The following is a 17639-nucleotide window of genomic DNA, read 5'->3' on the forward strand; positions in this document are numbered from 1 at the left end:
AGTAATTAACTCCCCGAATATCAATCTTACCCGAATACGGTACTGGAGTGGCGGACCAAAGTGAGAGAGTAAACAAAAATGAAAGTAGTAAAAAAGGCGGTATAAACTTCATGCTTTGCATGATTGTACGATTACACTGAATTGTCAATGTATTGGGGTTGAATGACAATCGATATAAAGATTACTGTCGTAAGAGATTCCTAGAACAGATCGTCAAATGCTGACCCAATGATGAAAACTTGATCAAGATATTGACTAACATTTCTGGGAAAACGGGTCAAAATGGGTCTAAGTCGGTCAAAATTGGCTTATTCAAAACAGAGCCCAAGAACCGCTTGAAACCTGTATCCTTACAGGGATTAGTGCCCGAAAAGGTCTTTGAAACTTTGGTGGAGGTGGCGGGAATCGAACCCGCGTCCCGCAATCTTTCTGATTCGGCGTCTACGTATGTAGTTCTCTTATTGATTTAGGACTAATGAAGGAAGGAACACCTATTAATCCGAGGTTATCTTCAACCGTTTAGCCTCCGATAGACAACCAAACGCTCCGAGGTTTTACCTGCCTTTTAACGCCCCGACCACCCAGCAGGTGTCAGTGGACTGTCGACGTCGCAGAACTAAGCTGCGAGGGCTTCGAACTCAGGTTCGAAGTTAACGATATTATTTTCGCCATTTAATGATTTGAAGCATTTTTTACGAGGCCAAGCGTCATCCTCGATACGCGACCGGATTTTCCACATTGCAGTCGAATCCGGAACACCCCCAACAAAATTTCAAAGACCAATTTTCAACATAAGCTTGAATGATGATTTCGTCAAGATTCTGGGTGGAGTATCACAATAATATAAGGGTGGTGAGTAATAAAATCGTATTTTTCGTTGCGAAAAAAAAAGATTAATGAAGACTTGTTACTCTTGAATGACTAAAACAAAACAAAACTTGCCTGGCGTCCAATATTTCAACCGTGAATTAAGTTGGTTAGCTTTTAATAACCGAGTTTTAGATCAAGCATTATCGACTCGCTATCCTCTGCTTGAAAGAATTCGCTTTCTCTCTTTTGTCTGTTCAAACCTCGATCAATTTTATGAAATTCGGGTGGCCGGATTACTGCAAAAAGTAGACGGTGGATCAACCAAAAGTGGGATCGATGGAATGCTACCTGCAGAATTGTTGGATGAGATCCGTATTCAGGCAGGGCGAATGGCAGAAGATAAACAAGCGTGCTGGAATAATGTGCTTCAACCTGCCCTTCATAAAAACAATATTTCATTCAAGAAGGTGGAGGAATTATCAAAGGAGCAATTCAATTGGCTGAAAACTTATTTCAAAAAGGAAGTCTTTCCAGTACTGACTCCTCTTGCGATTGACCCTACCCATCCATTTCCTCTCATACTCAATAAGTCTCTGAATTTAATTGTTGCTTTAAAGAATCAAAGGAAAAAAAAGGCAGATACTCTTATGGCGGTGGTTCCCGTCCCTCGCGTACTGCCAAGGTTATTAGAAATCAAAGCCAAGGGCACCACGAATAAAACATTTTTGTTCTTGAGTGATGTCGTCCGACATTTTGTGGATGACCTTTTCCCGGGTCATGTCGCCACTGGGGCCTGGGCATTTAGGATTACTCGAAATAGTCACCTCTATGTGGATGAGGAGGAGGTAGAAAACTTATTGCAAAGTATAGAAGAAGAATTACACAATCTGCGAAAAGGTGCTGCGGTTCGCCTTGAAATTGACAAGGGGGTAAAGGAAGAAGTTTTAAACTATCTGCTAGGTGCAATTCATTTATCGAAAAAAGATGTGATTCCTGTAGACGGACCCATTAATCTTTACCGTTTAATGTCGTTGCCTGGATTGATCGATCAACCCGAGCTTAAATTTCCCTCCTTTGAAGCTTACAGTCCATTTGAATTCGAAGATAAAGAAAAGATTTTTGATACTTTAAAAAAGAAAGATATTCTTCTCCATCACCCTTATGATTCATTTGGTCCAGTAGTAGACTTATTACGACAGGCTGCCATTGACCCGAATGTATTTGCGATAAAACTTACTATTTACCGAACAAATGGAAATTCTCCTATTGTGCGGGCATTGATGGATGCAGCAAAAAACGGCAAGCAGGTTACGGCTTTGGTTGAGTTAAAGGCGAGATTTGACGAAGAGGCAAATGTCCAATGGGCTTACAAGATGGAAGAAGTCGGAGTACATGTTGTCTATGGACTGCCGGGATTAAAAACACACTCCAAGTGCTGTCTTATAGTCAGGAAAGAAGACTCCAAGCTCACCAGTTATGCTCACTTGGGTACCGGTAATTACAATCCCAGTACAGCCAGAACATATACTGACTATAGTCTGTTTACCTGTCATCCATCGTACACATCTGATTTAACCAACTTATTTAATACTTTAACGGGGTACAGCCGAACGCCCCGGTTTAAAAAGCTCTTAGTGGCACCCTTTACCCTTCATGACCGCATGATCAAATTGATTTCGAATGAAATCGATGCTGTGCGTGACGGAAAGCCTGGGAAAATCATAATCAAGGTAAACAGTCTAATTGACCAACCAGTCATTGACGCACTTTATCTTGCCTCACAGGAAGGGGTAAAAGTGGAGCTAATAATAAGGGGGATATGCGGTTTGATTCCAGGTGTGAGAGGAATGAGTGAAAACATAAAGGTTCGCAGTTTACTGGGTCAATTTTTAGAGCACAGCCGTGTTTTCTATTTCCAAAATGGAAAGCCAGGATGTAAACTTTATCTTGGTAGTGCGGATTGGATGCCCCGAAATTTTCTACGTAGGGTGGAAGCCGTTTTTCCGATCGAGGATCCTGAAAAAATTGCCTCCGTATTAAACGACCTCGAAAAGATACTATCTGACAACGAAGGAGCAAGCCTGCTCAAAAAGGATGGAACTTACTCACGAATAAAGCCCCCCGCTAAATCCAAAGCTTCATTCTCTTCCCAACAGGCATTGCTGGAAAAATCTGCGAACCACCATACGGTGAAAAAGGAAAGTAAATCAACTACTCCCCCGAGAAAACCCAAGAATTAGAGCAAAGCAGACAACGAATAGCCCTAAGCCAATAATCGGATCCCTGGACAAACATAACAAGATACCGACTATACAAAGAATTGGTGCTACCGGTCTGCGCCAGTCAAATTTCATAGTTCACTATCTTACTCGAAACGGGATTTCGAGGGAAGAAGAAAGTGTTCCACCCGGCGGACGGCCCAAGTTGCCAACTGACTTACTTACCTGAATGACCAATCGATCCAGGGCTTGATTTCCGGATGACCTTGAAATAGTGGGAGAGATCAAAGTACCGTTCGAAGAAATCTTAAAAGATAAAAAGGCTTCCCCTTCAATCGCAATATTTGATTCGGATTGTAATCTCCGCCAGACTGCTTCGAGTTTTGATTTAACTGCTCCTAAGTATCGATTTAAGATTGTGGGATCGACTTGGGTTGATTGTGAAGCAGGATTCGAAATCGTAATTTGCGGGAGAGCGAATTTTTTTGGATCAATCCGAACTCGAGGTACCTGTTTAACCGGCTTGGAGGAAACCTTGGGCGGAGATTGAACAGGGTGCTTTTTTTGAAATTGGGCAATTGATATAGTCTTGGGTTTTTGGACAACTGGTTTGGGTTTTGGTTTTACAATCGGTCGAGGGGTAGGTTTTGGTTTTACGATTGGCTTGGGCTTTGGTTTTTGAACCACCGGTTTTGGTTTGGGTTTAGGTTGGGTAACAACCCTGGGTTTAACTGGAGTCACCACTGGAGGAACCGGTTTTGGTTCTGGTTTATAAACGGGGGGGGGCGGAGGCACGAATGAGGCAGATGCTAACTCAAAAACATGAACCTCTTCTTTTTCCTCCTCGCAACTTGGTAGAAAGCCCAAAAAACCTGCCAGTGTAATCAGTACCACATGGCCAATAAATGTATTCACGAAGAATCTCGATTCTTTCTTTGTTAATCCTAGCATATTTTATTCACCCGCATTTATAATGTAAGACCTAGAACCATCTTAAATGTTCAATCATAGTTGAATCAATCATTAACTAAATTTTCAAGAAACTTATAAATTGATTCATCGTATAATCTCCCGCCCACTTCAGCGATATTGTTATGTGACGCTCCTTTAATTTCGAGTAATTCATTGGGATGTGGGAGTGCTCGGTGAATTTTGCGGCCCTGTCGAAATGGGACGACCTCATCCATATTTCCATGAATAACGAGAGAAGGGCATTGAATAGACGAAACAAAGTTTATGTTTCGAAATCGGTCCCACGGCAAAACTGGAATTTCTGTAATAGTTCGAAAGGCACTCAAAAATGGAGTTTCAAGGACTAATCCAGCAACTTCATTTTTCGAGGCAAGAAAGCAAGACGGACCAGTCCCCAGGGATCGACCCCAAAGAATAATATTCTGTGGAGCCACCCCCATCTCGGTGATCAAATGATCATATAAACACTTGATTGCCTGGTAGCATCCCTCCTCTGTGGGGGTTCCACCACTCAAGCCATAACCTGGATAGTCATAAGAAATGAAATCACATCCAAACCGGGTGAGTTTTTTTAATTGCTCTCTTACCATCCCCAAGTCTTCTCCATTACCGTGACTGTAAAGCACAACTAAACCGTTCGTTTTCTTCGCCTCTTCCTGGATACATGCAATTTCAATTTCATTTGGGATAGATATTAAAAAATCGACCTCCTTTTTTGAATAAGTGGCGGGTTGAGGAAAAGGGAAAAGAATCTTCTCCGCATAAAACCATGCGAAAACGAGAAAGAGGAGATAGAAAAAAGCAAAAAGTAAAATAATTCTCGGCCAAGGTAGATTGATGAATTCGTTAAGCATAATATAAAGGTTACAAAAGAAATTGGTTAAGAATTATAGAATCGCAAGAACCTAAAGATTTAAATACTAATACTAGCATGAAAATTTGTTGTATTGGTGCAGGTTATGTAGGTGGACCGACGATGGCGATGATTGCAAAGAATTGCGTGGACTCGAAGGTTACGGTAGTCGATTTAAATCAAGAGAGAATTGATTCATGGAATTCTGACGATCTCCCGATATACGAACCCGGTCTTTTAGAAGTTGTTAAGGCAGCACGGGGAAGGAATTTATTCTTTTCTACTGAGATTGATCAAACCATACAAGATTCCGATATTATTTTTATCAGCGTCAATACTCCCACTAAGGATTATGGATCCGGTAAAGGGAGAGCGGCAGACCTCAGGTTTGTTGAGTCCTGTGCCAGGAACATTGCGAAGGTGGGAGGGGGCAATAAGATTGTAGTCGAAAAATCGACCGTGCCAGTCCGAACCGCACAAATGGTGAAAGAAATCCTGGGCGAATCAAATAATGGATTTTCTTATCAAGTATTATCGAATCCAGAATTTCTTGCCGAAGGAACTGCCATTGCTGACTTGGAGAACCCGGATCGAGTTTTAATTGGTGGGGATCAATCAAAAGAAGGACTTGAAGCAATTGAAAAGGTGGTCAGTTTGTATAATCAATGGATTGACAGGGAGAATATTATTACAACAAACCTGTGGTCTTCTGAACTTTCTAAACTCACCGCAAATGCTTTTTTAGCCCAGCGAATCTCAAGTATTAATGCAATTTCTGCCCTATGTGAGGCAACGGGAGCAGATGTGGATGAAGTCGCAAACGCAATCGGAACTGATTCTCGTATTGGTCCAAAATTCCTTAAGAGTTCTGTTGGATTTGGTGGTTCCTGCTTCCAAAAAGATATTCTAAACTTATCGTATTTATGCCAACACTTTGGCTTGCCAGAAGTCGCAGAGTATTGGGACCAGGTTGTCCGAATGAATGACTATCAAAAAGATCGATTCGTTCAACGCATCATGGATGCAATGTTTAACACGGTATCCGGCAAAAAAATTGCCATCCTAGGATTTGCATTCAAAAAGGATACCAATGATGCTCGTGAGTCACCTGCAATCGCGGTTTGTTCTAGATTACTGGATGAAAGAGCACATCTTGCAATTTACGACCCGCAAGTTCCTAAAGATACTATTCTGTCTTCCTTACGACTTGATGCAAATGACAAAAGAGTGTCATTTCATGATTGTGCAACTGATGCAGCAAATGGAACCCATGCGATTGCCTTGCTTACAGAGTGGGATGAATTTAAAAAGCTAAATTTAAAAGAAATCTATGCGGAGATGGAAAAACCGGCTCATTTCTTTGATGGACGAAATTTAATCGACCCTATTGAAGTACAAAATGCAGGTTTTAGACTTCATCGAATTGGAAAAGGGTAGGTTCTTTAAATCGCGGGTCGCCTCGCCGGTCTCGGCAACCTGCTGAGCACTTTATCGAGAACGCCATTTAAAAATTTCTTGGAGTTTTCTGTGGAAAATTCCTTACTAATTTCTAAAGTTTCATCAATTACAACTACTGGTGGAATATCGAGCCGGTATTGAATTTCATAAATCGCAACTCGAAGGAGTCCAAGATCGGCTTTTGCAATTCTCGAAAATTCCCAATTGTCGACTAATTCTTTGATCATTGAATCAATAATTTCTTTCTTCTCAATAATTCCATCCACAAGTTCTATGGCATAGGAGTAATAAATTTCATCCTTACCCAGCCGGAATATAAAATCTTTAAGATCACGGCTTATATCATCCGAAGGGTTCATTTCCCATTGAAAAATGAACCGAAATGCAGTGGCACGATTTTGCCGCCTTTGGCTCCACTGTGGGTTAGTAATTAAATCTTCGTCCATTTTTTGTAAAGGTGTCCCATTTCGATTGCGGCTTGTGCAAATTCATGGCCGCGGTCCAAGTCTCCGGTGATTCGTTCTTCCGCGTCTTTAATAGTATCGGTAACAATTATCCCGTTAATAATAGGTACATTGAACTTAACCACTAGTGATTGGATCGCATTACCCGCCGATTCCGCGACTAAATGGTGGTGCGAGGTAGTTCCTTTAATGACAACTCCCAACCCAATCATGCAGGAAAAAGTTTGGGCCTGTAATAATAATGACAAAGCCGAGGGAATCTCATTAGACCCGGGGACTCGTTCAATTAGTATAAACTCAGGTTTTCCATTTTGAGCTAAACAATCAGTAACACGGCCGAGAAGTGATTCAATAAGGCTTCGATTAAATTGAGCTGCCACTACGCCGATCCGTAAAGTTTGAGAGGATAAATGGGAGGAAGGTTGAATTTCTGAACTCATCGATTTTATTTCAGTAAAATTCTCTCAACAATCTCTAAGCCATATCCTTCTAATCCAACTACCTTCCTTCGATCCCTAGTAAGGAGTTGAAGTTTTTCAATACCGAGAGCCGCTAAAATTTGTGCACCAATGCCATAATCCCTAAAATCCATTTTGGGCATGGTAATTGCCTTACTAGACAAAGCATCGGAATCATTTGATTCTTTCTTTTGGAAATCTAAACGCCTAGATTCCATATAAAGTAAGACACCTGAACCATTTTTCGCAATAACTTCAAGTGCTTGTTCAATCGGGTTTGATGAATTGGAACCATCGTTCAGACCAAGGGAATCAGTAAGAATATTAGCCGTTTGTACACGAACCAGGGTAGGGGAATTTGTGGCAATAGAGCCAAGTGTCAGTGCGTAATGAATTCGACCATCCAGAATACTCCTAAAACCATAGAGCCTGAATTTACCAGATTTGCAGGGGAAATCAGACTCAGTAAACTTTTCAATCAGTTGTTCTCGTTGATGGCGGTATTCGATCAGAGCTGCAATTGATATAAGTTTAATTCCCCATTTTTTCTTTAACACCCTCAACTCTGGGAGACGGGCCATGCTGCCATCTTCATTTAAAATTTCACAAATCACTCCACTCGGATGGAGCCCTGCCAATGAAGCAAGGTCTACCGCTGCCTCCGTGTGACCGGCACGCTCTAGTACACCACCTGGGCGTGCTCGCAAGGGAAAGACATGCCCGGGTTGCACTAAATCCTGAGCAGTGGCAACGGGGTCGGCTAAAATCTTAATTGTAGACGCACGATCAAATGCGCTTATACCAGTTGAAATACCATGTGCCGCATCCACAGAGACAGTAAAATCTGTCTTTTGTGCCTCTCGATTATTCGAGACCATACTAGAAATCCCAAGACGATTTAATTGATTGCTCATTAAAGGAACGCAAATCAAGCCACGAGCGTCCCGAATCATTTGATTGACCGACTCAGGAGTAACCTTCGATGCGGCCATAATAAGATCACCCTCGTTTTCACGAGACTCATCGTCTGTTACAATGACTAAGTTTCCTTTACCAATCTCAGTAATTGCATCTTCTATGGGGTCGAAACCAGAATCAATTTGCTTTGACATAAGTTGGGATAGATAAATTAAGGAAATTTAATAAGATACAGATCAATCCTTTAATCTCAATGTAATTCGGCTAAAGAAGAGCTAATAAAGGGGAACTTTTAGCCTTTCTGGATCATATCATAAAACTCAGATTCGCTAATTATTGGAATATTCAACTTTTCGGCTTTGTTAAATTTTGAACCTGTACTAGAACCTGAAACTAGAAAAGAGGTTTTCTTACTCACGCTTGAAGAGACTCTCCCGCCAAGAGCTTCGATTTTTTCGACTGCTTGATCACGGGTAAGTTCAGACAATGCACCCGTTAAAACAAATATCTTACCGTCCAGGATTAAATCCAACTCCAAATCTGCAATGGGCAACTCAACTTGAAGGCCTTGGTCCTTAAAAAATCGGATCAAGTCTTGAGTCGCATTATCTTCAAAAAATGAAATCACACTTTTTGCCATAATTCCCCCAATTCCTTCGATTGCAGTCAAGTCCGACTCAGTTGCCTGGGCTAGCGTATGGAGCGACCTAAATACTCGAGCAAGATCCTTTGATGCAGAGACACCAACATGCTTAATTCCTAAGGAGCATATGAGTCTCCACAAGTCCTGTTCTTTACTTTTTTCAATTGATAAAAGTAAGTTGTCTGCAGATTTTTCAGCAAAACCATCTAACTGTAATAATTGATCTTTGGATAGATTATAAATATCAGAAAGCTTTATTGCTAAAGAACGGTCAACCAATTGCGAAATCACAGATTCCCCAAGATGGTCAATGTTCATACATCCCCGGGACGCAAAGTATTCAATTCTAGCTTTGATCTGATCCGGGCATAGCGAATTGGGACACCTCCAAGCGGTTTCTCCCTCCGTTTTAAAAAGTTCACTCTCACACTCAGGGCAAACACTGGGAAATGAAAATGGGACCAAGGAATGCTCTCTCTCGGAGAGTACCACCTCGACAACTTGTGGGATAATTTCTCCCGCCTTTTCCACGATTACTTGATCGCCAATTCGAACATCTTTTCGGCTAATTTCATCCGCATTATGAAGACTCGCCCTGGAAACGAGAGATCCGGCTAATTGAACTGGTTTCAAGCAGGCAACTGGTGTGATAGTACCGGTTCTGCCTACTTGAATGATAATATTTTCAAGCAGAGTCTGCTGTCTTTCAGACTCAAACTTATAGGCAATAGCCCACCTTGGCGCCTTGGCGGTAGTTCCGGCTACTTGCTGCATTTCAATAGAATCAAGTTTAATTACAGCCCCATCAGTTGGATAGGAATAATTATTTCGCTGTTCATCCAAATGACCAATGGCAGCCCAAGCCCCTGAAGCAGAGGAGACTGCCTGTAAGAATTCAACAGTGGGCAAGCCCCAGACTTTTAGGGAGTGATGAAACTGCGATTGAGTGGAGAAATATCCTGAAGGGTGACATGCACCAAGTCCATAAACGACAATTTCGAGCTTTCTGCGCCTCGCTTCTTTTGGGTCTAAGAGTTTGACTGTACCGGCAGTTAAATTACGGGGATTTGCATAGAGATCCAACCCCTCATTCTCTCTTTCTGAATTAATACGATTAAATTCATCATGGGCCATAAAAATCTCTCCACGAATCTCGATGAGAGAGGGAAAATTTGCAGAAGTGATCTTGGTTGGAAGATTTTGAATATGTATTATATTTTGAGTAATAATATCACCCTCAATGCCATTACCTCGTGTAGTTGCCTTCACTAAAACTCCCTGTTCGTATGTAAGGGATACCGCAACTCCATCAATTTTTGGTTCAACAACATATGGAAGTTCTTCTTTTTCCAATATCTTGCATAATCTTTTATTAAACTCAAAAAACTCCTCTTCATCGTATGTGTTATCCAGACTGAGCATCGGAGAAATGTGAATGTGGGACTCAAATTCCTCAAGCCTGTCATCGCCTACGACGGGAACTAGTTCTCTCTTCTCATTGCCTAACTGATCCTCCTCGCCCGCAAATAAGCCGAGCATGTCATCCTGAGAACCCAATGAGTCGAACTCCTGCCTTAGTCGATCATATTGCTGATCGCTAACCTCAGGCTTTGCATTCCGATAGTACGCCTCGTCATATTTCTTAAGCAAGCCTTCCAGCTCCTTCCTTCGACGCTCCAAATCTTTCATTAAATGGAGATAAGAACTAAAGGCGAGCGACTGCCGCCTTCATCCTAGCCGCAGCTAATTCAAGCAGACTGTAGGTACATCCTAAGTTTAGGCGAAGGAAACCAGGAGCTCCAAAGTCCTTGCCATTTGACAAGCCAACTCCTGCGTCTTCAAAAAATGAAAAGGGACAATCCACATCCAAATCCCGTGCATCAATCCAAAGGAGGTAGGTAGCTTGGGGCGAGTAGGGGGTAAGCCCCTTCACTGAAAGAAGTTCATTAAATACAAAATCTCGATTCGCTCGTAAATAATGAAGCAACCGGCTCCGCCATTCTTCACCCTCTCGATAAGCAACTTCAGCTAGCCTAAAACCCATAGCAGGGGGATCGGGAACTATCCCGCTCATCGCCCCCTTGAAACGACGCCTTAACTCGGGATTTGAAATAACAGCAAATGAACAACCAAAACCTGCCAAGTTAAAGGTCTTGCTGGGTGCCATAAGAGTAATGGTTCGGTCGGCAATTTCATCGCTCAAGGAAGCAAATGGGATATGTTTCAATGAATCTTCTAGAATTAAATCACAATGAATTTCATCGGAACAGATATAAAGGCCACGCTCTAAGATAAACTCACTCAACTGAGTAAGTTCATTAAGGGTGAAGTTAGTTCCCACTGGATTGTGGGGGTGGCAGAGCATAAATAAGTCTCCGCTCTTAGTGTGCAGAGACTGGAGATAATTAAAATCAATAGTGAACCTGTCATTCTCCAAGACCATAGGAACCTGAGTGCAGGTAAGCCCGGAGTTAGATGGGCTCGAAAGGAAGGGAGGATAGACAGGAGTATTGGTAATTACTTGCGTCGCTTGATTGGCAATTGCCCTACAGGATACATTTAATCCACAAACCATCCCGGGCAACCAGGTGACCCACCCTTGATTGACCGACCAATTGTACATGTCAGACATTCGCCCGACAATCGTATCAGTTAAAGTCTGCGGGCAAATTCCGTATCCAAAGTTTCCCGCCTTGCAAATTTCTTGTGCTTCCCTGGTGACTTCCACTGGAGAACGAAAGTCCATATCAGCGACCCACAAGGGAATGATCTCTGAAGATTCGTATTTAGCCCACTTTAGACTGCTAGTCCCTTTCCTGTCTGGGACATCATCAAAGAGTTTATCTGGTACTCTCAATAGAAGCGTAAGCAACCGAGCTTATTGCCAAGAGTACAGGTATTTTAATCCGATAAAATCGACTTCTTGATCAAAAGCGTGACTGTACTCGAAAGCAACTCCATGAATGTCATTAATCCACCAAGTTAAACCCACATCTATTGAGAAATCATTTTGACTGAAGTCTGACCATAATCCCAGGAAATTTGCACCAAAAGACATAGAGAAATAATCAGTAAAAAGCACTTCTGTACCAGCCAATAACTTCCATGTAAAACCATCTTTTTTCATACGGACCATCGCATCATCGCTTAAATAAGAAATGCCTCCACCTGCAAAAGGGCGAAACATGCCGTTTTGAAACACATAGTCGTCGTAATGGTAAATATAATCAAGTCCTAGTTCCCATGTCGATTCATCGGAAGCATTTGAATCCACGCTGCCGTAATCAAACCGCAAAACAAAATCAGCGGAATCTGATGCTGGACTATTTGCCGACAAACTGAGGAAGTCACCTTCAATGTCAGCACCCTTACCACCATCCGCCATGGCGTAACCAAATCCCATGTAATACTCGCCAAGACGGGACTTAGAGTAAGCGGAGTTAAATAAAACAAGAAAGCTAATTAGGGCTAAAGCAAAGAATTTCATAGGTAATTAATAAAAGACTTCGATTGCACTAGTCAACATGTATTAGGGCTTATCTCGTACCGGAATTACAATAGCGGCTTGAATATCATTCCAGTAGCTTTAAACATGCGGGCTGACATTTGTTTTTTGGTAAAAAAAGGTAGACCGGGGAAATTGCCGACATCTTTCCAGTTATGGAAAAAGTCACCACTCCCCGCTGGGACTTGTTCTTTTCCTGCTTTAAGTTCAAAAGAAGAATGAGCACGGATAGGCCAAAGATCAATAAAAGGAAATGCCTCCGAAATACGGTATAAAATCATATTAATTTTACTTAATAGAGGTCTTTCTTTCTTTATTTCAATCAAGTAACTATTTTGAGGTTGGATGTCGTTCTTGATACTGTGCTTTAATTTGGATGAAAAATTTTTATCATGAATAATAACGCCAAGTTCAGTATTATAAATCTCGGAACGGGGATCTAAATTGTAAGAGCCCACAAATGCAATCTGTTCATCAATCACAAGTGATTTTGCATGGAGTGATAGATAGGGCACCGCATTTAAATGGATATTTTTTCTTCCCCGTGATTTAATTTGGTTATTCCCAGTACCAGTTCCAATAACGGGCAATGACTTACTTATTTTAAAATGAGCAACACCCTGTTGTGAAAGTTCCCTCCTGAAAGGCAATCGGCTTAGGAGTTTTTCGTAACTCATCATATTTGCAATATCAGTTGGAATTGGTTTAAATTCCCACATTTCAAGATTTAGTTCCTCCAGGTATACCCGTTTTTCTTTATAATTTGCTGCATAAGTGACCCAGTTGTCGGTTGCTGCAAGACTGTTCGTAGAAATCACTACCGATACATCATTCCTCTTCTGCTTTAATTCAGTAAACGCTTTTTGAATGTCCGAACTGAGAACTACATAGGGAGATTGAATGACTATATCTGACTCTGCATCTTTCATTAAAGCCAACAATCTCTTCGTAACAGCGGAGTTGGAAACTGGAGCACGATCAACCTTATCGGGCTGGTCATAAATCCACTCCACTCTCTCCACCTCGGACAATAAGTCGGTAAAATGATCTTGGATGTATTTTGTGTTACTTGCCTGGGCACTAATCTGCTTAAAAATATCATATTCAAAAAATCGCCTCTTTTGTAATGATTTCGAGAAATTATTTTCGACCAATAATTTTTTAACATCAATCAGCTCGCGAGTTGATATTGAATTATTTGAATTCCAGTATGAATAGAAGCAATTCGTAATCTCAGTACCACTGGGAAGTATAAGAAGAACATCTCTGTCTTTATAATTCATTCCAATTACCTGGTCAAAGTAGTGATTATTAATGTTCCGCCCACCAGTAAGGGCGATGTAATTATCAACAAGCAAAAGTTTATTATGCAACCGAACATTATGATCATGAAAATCAATGGTCAGGTCAGAAAACTTTTCAATAAAAGAAGGAGACAGTTTTTTAGCACTTGGATTAAAGTATTTAATCTCGAAACTTGGTCCGAGTGTTGAGAGCAGTGCAATCACGTCAGGTTGATGTTCATTAAACATATGATCTATTAATAATTTGACCTGTATTCCACGTTTTTGATTGGCCTGTATTAATTCCCAAAGAATCAATTTCCCCACCTCATCAAATTCCCAGGAAAAAGTCTGAATAGAAATACTCTTCTGTGCAGAACGAATGAGATTAATTCGAAGAGTGAGTGACTCTTCCCCATGATCTAATAGAAGAGCTCTTGGTTGGTTTGCTAAAGTTACATCCTCTAATAATTCCTGCCAAATACGGAGAGTTCCGACCTCTTCAGGAATAGTGGTAACTGAGGAATCATTAAATGGTTCAAAGGTGGGAATTGAATTACTCCGGCAGGATATAAAAGTAAGGACCCACAATACCACCAAGTAATAGGACAACTGATTGATCGCGAAAAAAGAAACTACAGTACTACTATTGAAGGGTGTGCTTTTCATGCCATCAATCTAGGTGATTTAACTACTGTCAAGAATATCAAACCCGAAACAAATATCAGGCTACAGGAAAAATATGCCATGCCTTCAAACCCTAGTATCCCCAAGATAGAATATCCCACAAATGGGGCACACGCCCCCCTGACTCCAGTCATAAAAACATGAGCCCCCATATATTCTGCCTCTAAGCCACTCGGGGCGAGCTTTGTTACCCACAAACTCCAGGCAATTGAAGCTCCGCCATTTGCGACACCAGCAAGAGTAGAACCGATCAACAATCCCCAGAAATTAGTGGAGAGAAAGAAGATTAAAACCGAGGAAAATAAAAATATATTTAAACTTATCCTGTAGGGAACAAAGGAAACTCGGTCAAATAATTTGCCCCAAGCTCGAGAAGTTAAAACTCCAGCAAATGAGTAGACCACCACAATTATAGCAACCTCACTGTTACTTATCCCAATCCCTCCATTACCAACCATATATTCGATCCGAAGTGGAATAGTCATAATTACACCTAAGCCCATCAACATCCACCCAAAGAGCATCCTCCCAAACAATCGATCTTTCCAAATAAAAGTGAGTCCACCAAAAAGATTCGAGCTAGAACGGGAAGGCTTCACCTCACTTGAGGGCATTAAAAATAAAGCCACTGATGCGAAAAAAGCGGCCAGCCCCATCCCCCAAAAAAGATAATGATACTGCCCCCCATTTGAATCAAGAAACAAGCCAAAGTAGTAGGTAAAAACCATTCCTACCACTGAAGCAAAAATGAAATTCCATGAAATATTCTGTCCCCTTTTATTAGACTTATAATTGGAAGAATACACATGAATCATTAGACCAGGCATTTGTGATAATGAAATTTGGGCAATAACCAAGAAGACGGTGTACGGTACTATACTTTTGACCTGCGAGCAGCTTAACAATGCCAGGCTACAAATCGCCATAATGATTCCCGCGATATGCGTAACAGGTTTATTAAATATTGAGCAAGCTCTTACTGTCCATGGCATTAAAAAGAAACCAAATGCAGAACCCGCTGCTAGAACTGACTTATACCCCTGAGACGCATCCAAGAATCGAATCGCGACCAGAATAACAAAGACATTAAAACCAACCTCCAGGATTCCGTTGAGCGAGCAACGAAACAAATCAAGTCGTAAAGTCCTTTGAGTTAAATCCTTCAAAGAATGTGGAGATCGAGAAACTCTATGTACAAAATCGGGTTTCGAATGATTTCTCTGCGGCTTCGTCTCCAATTAAAATAATTTCTCCATCCTCAGTAAATTGATTATCAGGGGAAGGCGTAATCACCGTCCCCGCATCTCCCTTTATTGCAACTATACTACAACCCGTCTTTTCAGTTATTTTACAATCTTGAACTTTCACACCAACAAGGGACTTGGGAGTTTTCTGACTAAAAACATCCAATCCTTCGGTCACCATAAGAATTTCCGCGCGGTTCAATAAATTAAAAATGGTGTTAGCCCCCATATGATCCTGAGACATAACAAAATCAGCACCGGCACGATGAAGGGGCTCAATATTGCGATGAAGGAAAGCTCGAGTAATAATCTGAATATCAGGCCGTAATTTCCGACCGTATATGGTCAGGTAAACATTACTTTCATCGTCATGACTGGTAATAATTAACGCGGGGGCTTTATTGATCCCGGCACGCTCAAGAACGGCTTTCTCTGAGGCGTCTCCCAAGATCGAATTGGAGACCATGGCTGCCTTTTTCTCATCTGATTCAATAACCCGATAAGGAATATTTCTCTCTGCGAGCGCTTTTGCAGTCTCCCGTCCCACTCGACCTGCTCCGATAATAATAACCGGAGAATTGTTAGTCTTGAAATCCCGAAAATCATGATCATATTTAGCAAAATGGCCCTCCGTTCCAGCAAGGAGTAATACGGTGTGATTGTTTAACATCGTATCCGGGCCAGGAAGTTCAAAGTGACCACGTTCCCACATGCCAACCACATTGACGCCGTAATTCTCGCGAAGCATAGCGTCTTTAAGCTTCTGTCCCACCAATGGAGTGCCGTGTATAGTGGCTTCCGCAATCAAGACCTCATCAAATGAACCAATCACATGGGTGCTATTATCCGTACAGCAAATCCTCCTGGAAAGAAAACGACCCATCTGCTTGGCCGGTCTAATAACATGAGTAGCTCCTGCCAAGGAGAGTATTTCCTCAGATGTAGCCCGATTGCATGTACTGACAATAGATAAATCAGGAGATGAATCTCTCGCCCGAAAAGTGATATTTACATTTCGAATGTCATCATCGGTAGTGACAACCATTGCCGCATTCTCAATCGATGCATCTTCAAAAGTTTGCACTTCATCCAAATTTCCTAGCATTACTGGAATATCCATATCATGAAGTCGGAGTGCCTCCTTTAAATCCGATACAATCAAAACAAAAGGATATCCAAATTGGCTAAGTTTATCCATCAGTACATGACTGATCGAATCATAATGAGTTAAAATTACATGCTTTTGCTTCACTGCATCAAACCTACGGGCAACCCGGGCACCTGTTTGATATTCCATAAAAGGCTTGTAAAGAAATTCCATAAAAACAAATGGAAGAACCATAAAAAGGTAGAAGACCCCGGTGAACATGACCAACATTGAGAATAGCCGGCCCGAATCGCCCGAAAAAGTAATATCTCCATACCCAAGGGTAGTCATTGTAGTGAGGACCCAATAGAGGGACTCGATCCAGCCGATTGAAACCCCACCCAATTCCTTAGACATTAAATTTATGTAGACCTGCATGTAGCAAACCACAAAAAGAACTAAGATTAAGCCAAAGCGAAGAAAGCGAGTCGCATTTTTTCTCTTATTTCTCTGCTTGAAAACAGAAGGAATGGATTGGATAACATCTTTCACTAGTAAAATCTTATTTAAAGATATAAACCTTTGCGGGCGAGAACCTTTTCACTCATTTCGAAAAATGAATTATGAAATATAAATTTGTTCTTTGTTATTGCCCGAATCGCTATCAAAAGAGTACTTCAATAAGATGCATTATTTGAAAAAGAATTCAGTTCAGATCTTTTTTCTTTCTTTCCTGACTCTCACTCTTCCGGCAAAAGAAAAAAATTCCCGATTAATTACCCATGGAAATGCATCCACCTTATCCCCCAATGCACAGTTTTTGGATTGGAATCGATTTAATGGACCTTTTGATAATGCCACATCAACGGAAACTCAGTTAATTGAAAATTGGGGAGAGGGTGGGCCTAGAGTAATATGGGAAGTAACAAAAGGGGAGGGGTATGCCTCACCCGCAGTATCAAAAGATATACTTATTTTATTTCATCGGGAAAATGGAATGGAAACGATTGAAGGATTAAATGCTGAAACGGGCACAAG

The 17639-nt window shown here is 41.3% G+C and carries 13 protein-coding genes, 1 other RNA gene and 1 pseudogene; 3 read left to right on the forward strand and 12 right to left on the reverse strand.

Annotated elements, in window-relative coordinates; all coding sequences use genetic code 11:
• Positions 1–387: 387 nt before the first annotated feature.
• Positions 388–763: a transfer-messenger RNA gene (ssrA, locus tag ACKPQ5_RS07495) on the reverse strand.
• A 154-nt stretch (positions 764–917) separates the two neighbouring features.
• On the opposite strand from ssrA, the gene ppk1 reads away from it, so the two are divergent.
• Complete coding sequence (ppk1, locus tag ACKPQ5_RS07500; protein WP_407678482.1) at positions 918–3050, forward strand: polyphosphate kinase 1; 2133 nt, start codon at positions 918–920, stop codon at positions 3048–3050.
• 120 nt (positions 3051–3170) lie between these two features.
• On the opposite strand, the gene ACKPQ5_RS07505 is transcribed toward ppk1, so the two are convergent.
• Entirely contained in the window at positions 3171–3944 is a 774-nt protein-coding gene (locus ACKPQ5_RS07505) for a TonB family protein (protein WP_407678483.1), read from the reverse strand.
• A 101-nt stretch (positions 3945–4045) separates the two neighbouring features.
• Positions 4046–4855 (reverse strand): alpha/beta hydrolase, encoded by an 810-nt coding sequence (locus ACKPQ5_RS07510; RefSeq protein ID WP_407678484.1) that lies wholly within the window; start codon positions 4853–4855, stop codon positions 4046–4048.
• A 77-nt stretch (positions 4856–4932) separates the two neighbouring features.
• Between ACKPQ5_RS07510 and ACKPQ5_RS07515 the strand changes: the two genes are divergently transcribed.
• On the forward strand, positions 4933–6291 hold the full coding sequence (locus ACKPQ5_RS07515; protein WP_407678485.1) for a nucleotide sugar dehydrogenase: 1359 nt from the start codon (positions 4933–4935) through the stop codon (positions 6289–6291).
• A gap of 5 nt (positions 6292–6296) precedes the next feature.
• Here the strand turns inward: ACKPQ5_RS07515 and nusB are convergent, their stop codons facing one another.
• The 9 genes from nusB to ACKPQ5_RS07560 form a co-directional block, all read right to left on the reverse strand.
• Positions 6297–6758 carry a transcription antitermination factor NusB gene (gene nusB / locus ACKPQ5_RS07520; protein WP_407678486.1) on the reverse strand — a complete coding sequence of 154 codons (462 nt, stop codon included), beginning with the start codon at positions 6756–6758 and terminating at the stop codon, positions 6297–6299.
• The gene (ribH, locus tag ACKPQ5_RS07525; RefSeq protein ID WP_407678487.1) at positions 6743–7216 is read right to left on the reverse strand and encodes a 6,7-dimethyl-8-ribityllumazine synthase; all 474 of its coding nucleotides are present in this window, start codon (positions 7214–7216) and stop codon (positions 6743–6745) included. Before ribH ends, nusB begins: the two co-directional genes overlap by 16 nt.
• 5 nt (positions 7217–7221) lie before the next feature.
• Positions 7222–8346 carry a 3,4-dihydroxy-2-butanone-4-phosphate synthase gene (gene ribB, locus ACKPQ5_RS07530; RefSeq protein WP_407678488.1) on the reverse strand — a complete coding sequence of 375 codons (1125 nt, stop codon included), beginning with the start codon at positions 8344–8346 and terminating at the stop codon, positions 7222–7224.
• 98 nt (positions 8347–8444) lie between these two features.
• Positions 8445–10484 carry an NAD-dependent DNA ligase LigA gene (ligA, locus tag ACKPQ5_RS07535; protein WP_407678489.1) on the reverse strand — a complete coding sequence of 680 codons (2040 nt, stop codon included), beginning with the start codon at positions 10482–10484 and terminating at the stop codon, positions 8445–8447.
• A 16-nt stretch (positions 10485–10500) separates the two neighbouring features.
• A complete protein-coding gene (locus ACKPQ5_RS07540; RefSeq protein ID WP_407678490.1) occupies positions 10501–11667 on the reverse strand; it encodes a MalY/PatB family protein in 1167 nt (388 codons plus the stop codon).
• Between the two features lie 6 nt (positions 11668–11673).
• Positions 11674–12282, reverse strand: a complete 609-nt coding sequence (locus tag ACKPQ5_RS07545) for a hypothetical protein (protein ID WP_407678491.1) — start codon at positions 12280–12282, stop codon at positions 11674–11676.
• 65 nt (positions 12283–12347) lie between these two features.
• Positions 12348–14252 carry a phospholipase D-like domain-containing protein gene (locus ACKPQ5_RS07550; protein WP_407678492.1) on the reverse strand — a complete coding sequence of 635 codons (1905 nt, stop codon included), beginning with the start codon at positions 14250–14252 and terminating at the stop codon, positions 12348–12350.
• Positions 14249–15436, reverse strand: a complete 1188-nt coding sequence (locus ACKPQ5_RS07555; RefSeq protein ID WP_407678493.1) for an MFS transporter — start codon at positions 15434–15436, stop codon at positions 14249–14251. Before ACKPQ5_RS07555 ends, ACKPQ5_RS07550 begins: the two co-directional genes overlap by 4 nt.
• A 22-nt stretch (positions 15437–15458) precedes the next feature.
• The gene (locus tag ACKPQ5_RS07560) at positions 15459–17153 is read right to left on the reverse strand and encodes a potassium channel family protein (protein WP_407678494.1); all 1695 of its coding nucleotides are present in this window, start codon (positions 17151–17153) and stop codon (positions 15459–15461) included.
• A gap of 142 nt (positions 17154–17295) precedes the next feature.
• Here ACKPQ5_RS07560 and ACKPQ5_RS07565 point away from each other — a divergent pair.
• Positions 17296–17639 (forward strand): annotated as a pseudogene (locus ACKPQ5_RS07565) (hypothetical protein); the annotation flags it as partial.

Source organism: Candidatus Seribacter sulfatis (assembly GCF_964187635.1).
Classification (GTDB): Bacteria; Verrucomicrobiota; Verrucomicrobiia; order Opitutales; family Seribacteraceae; genus Seribacter; species Seribacter sulfatis.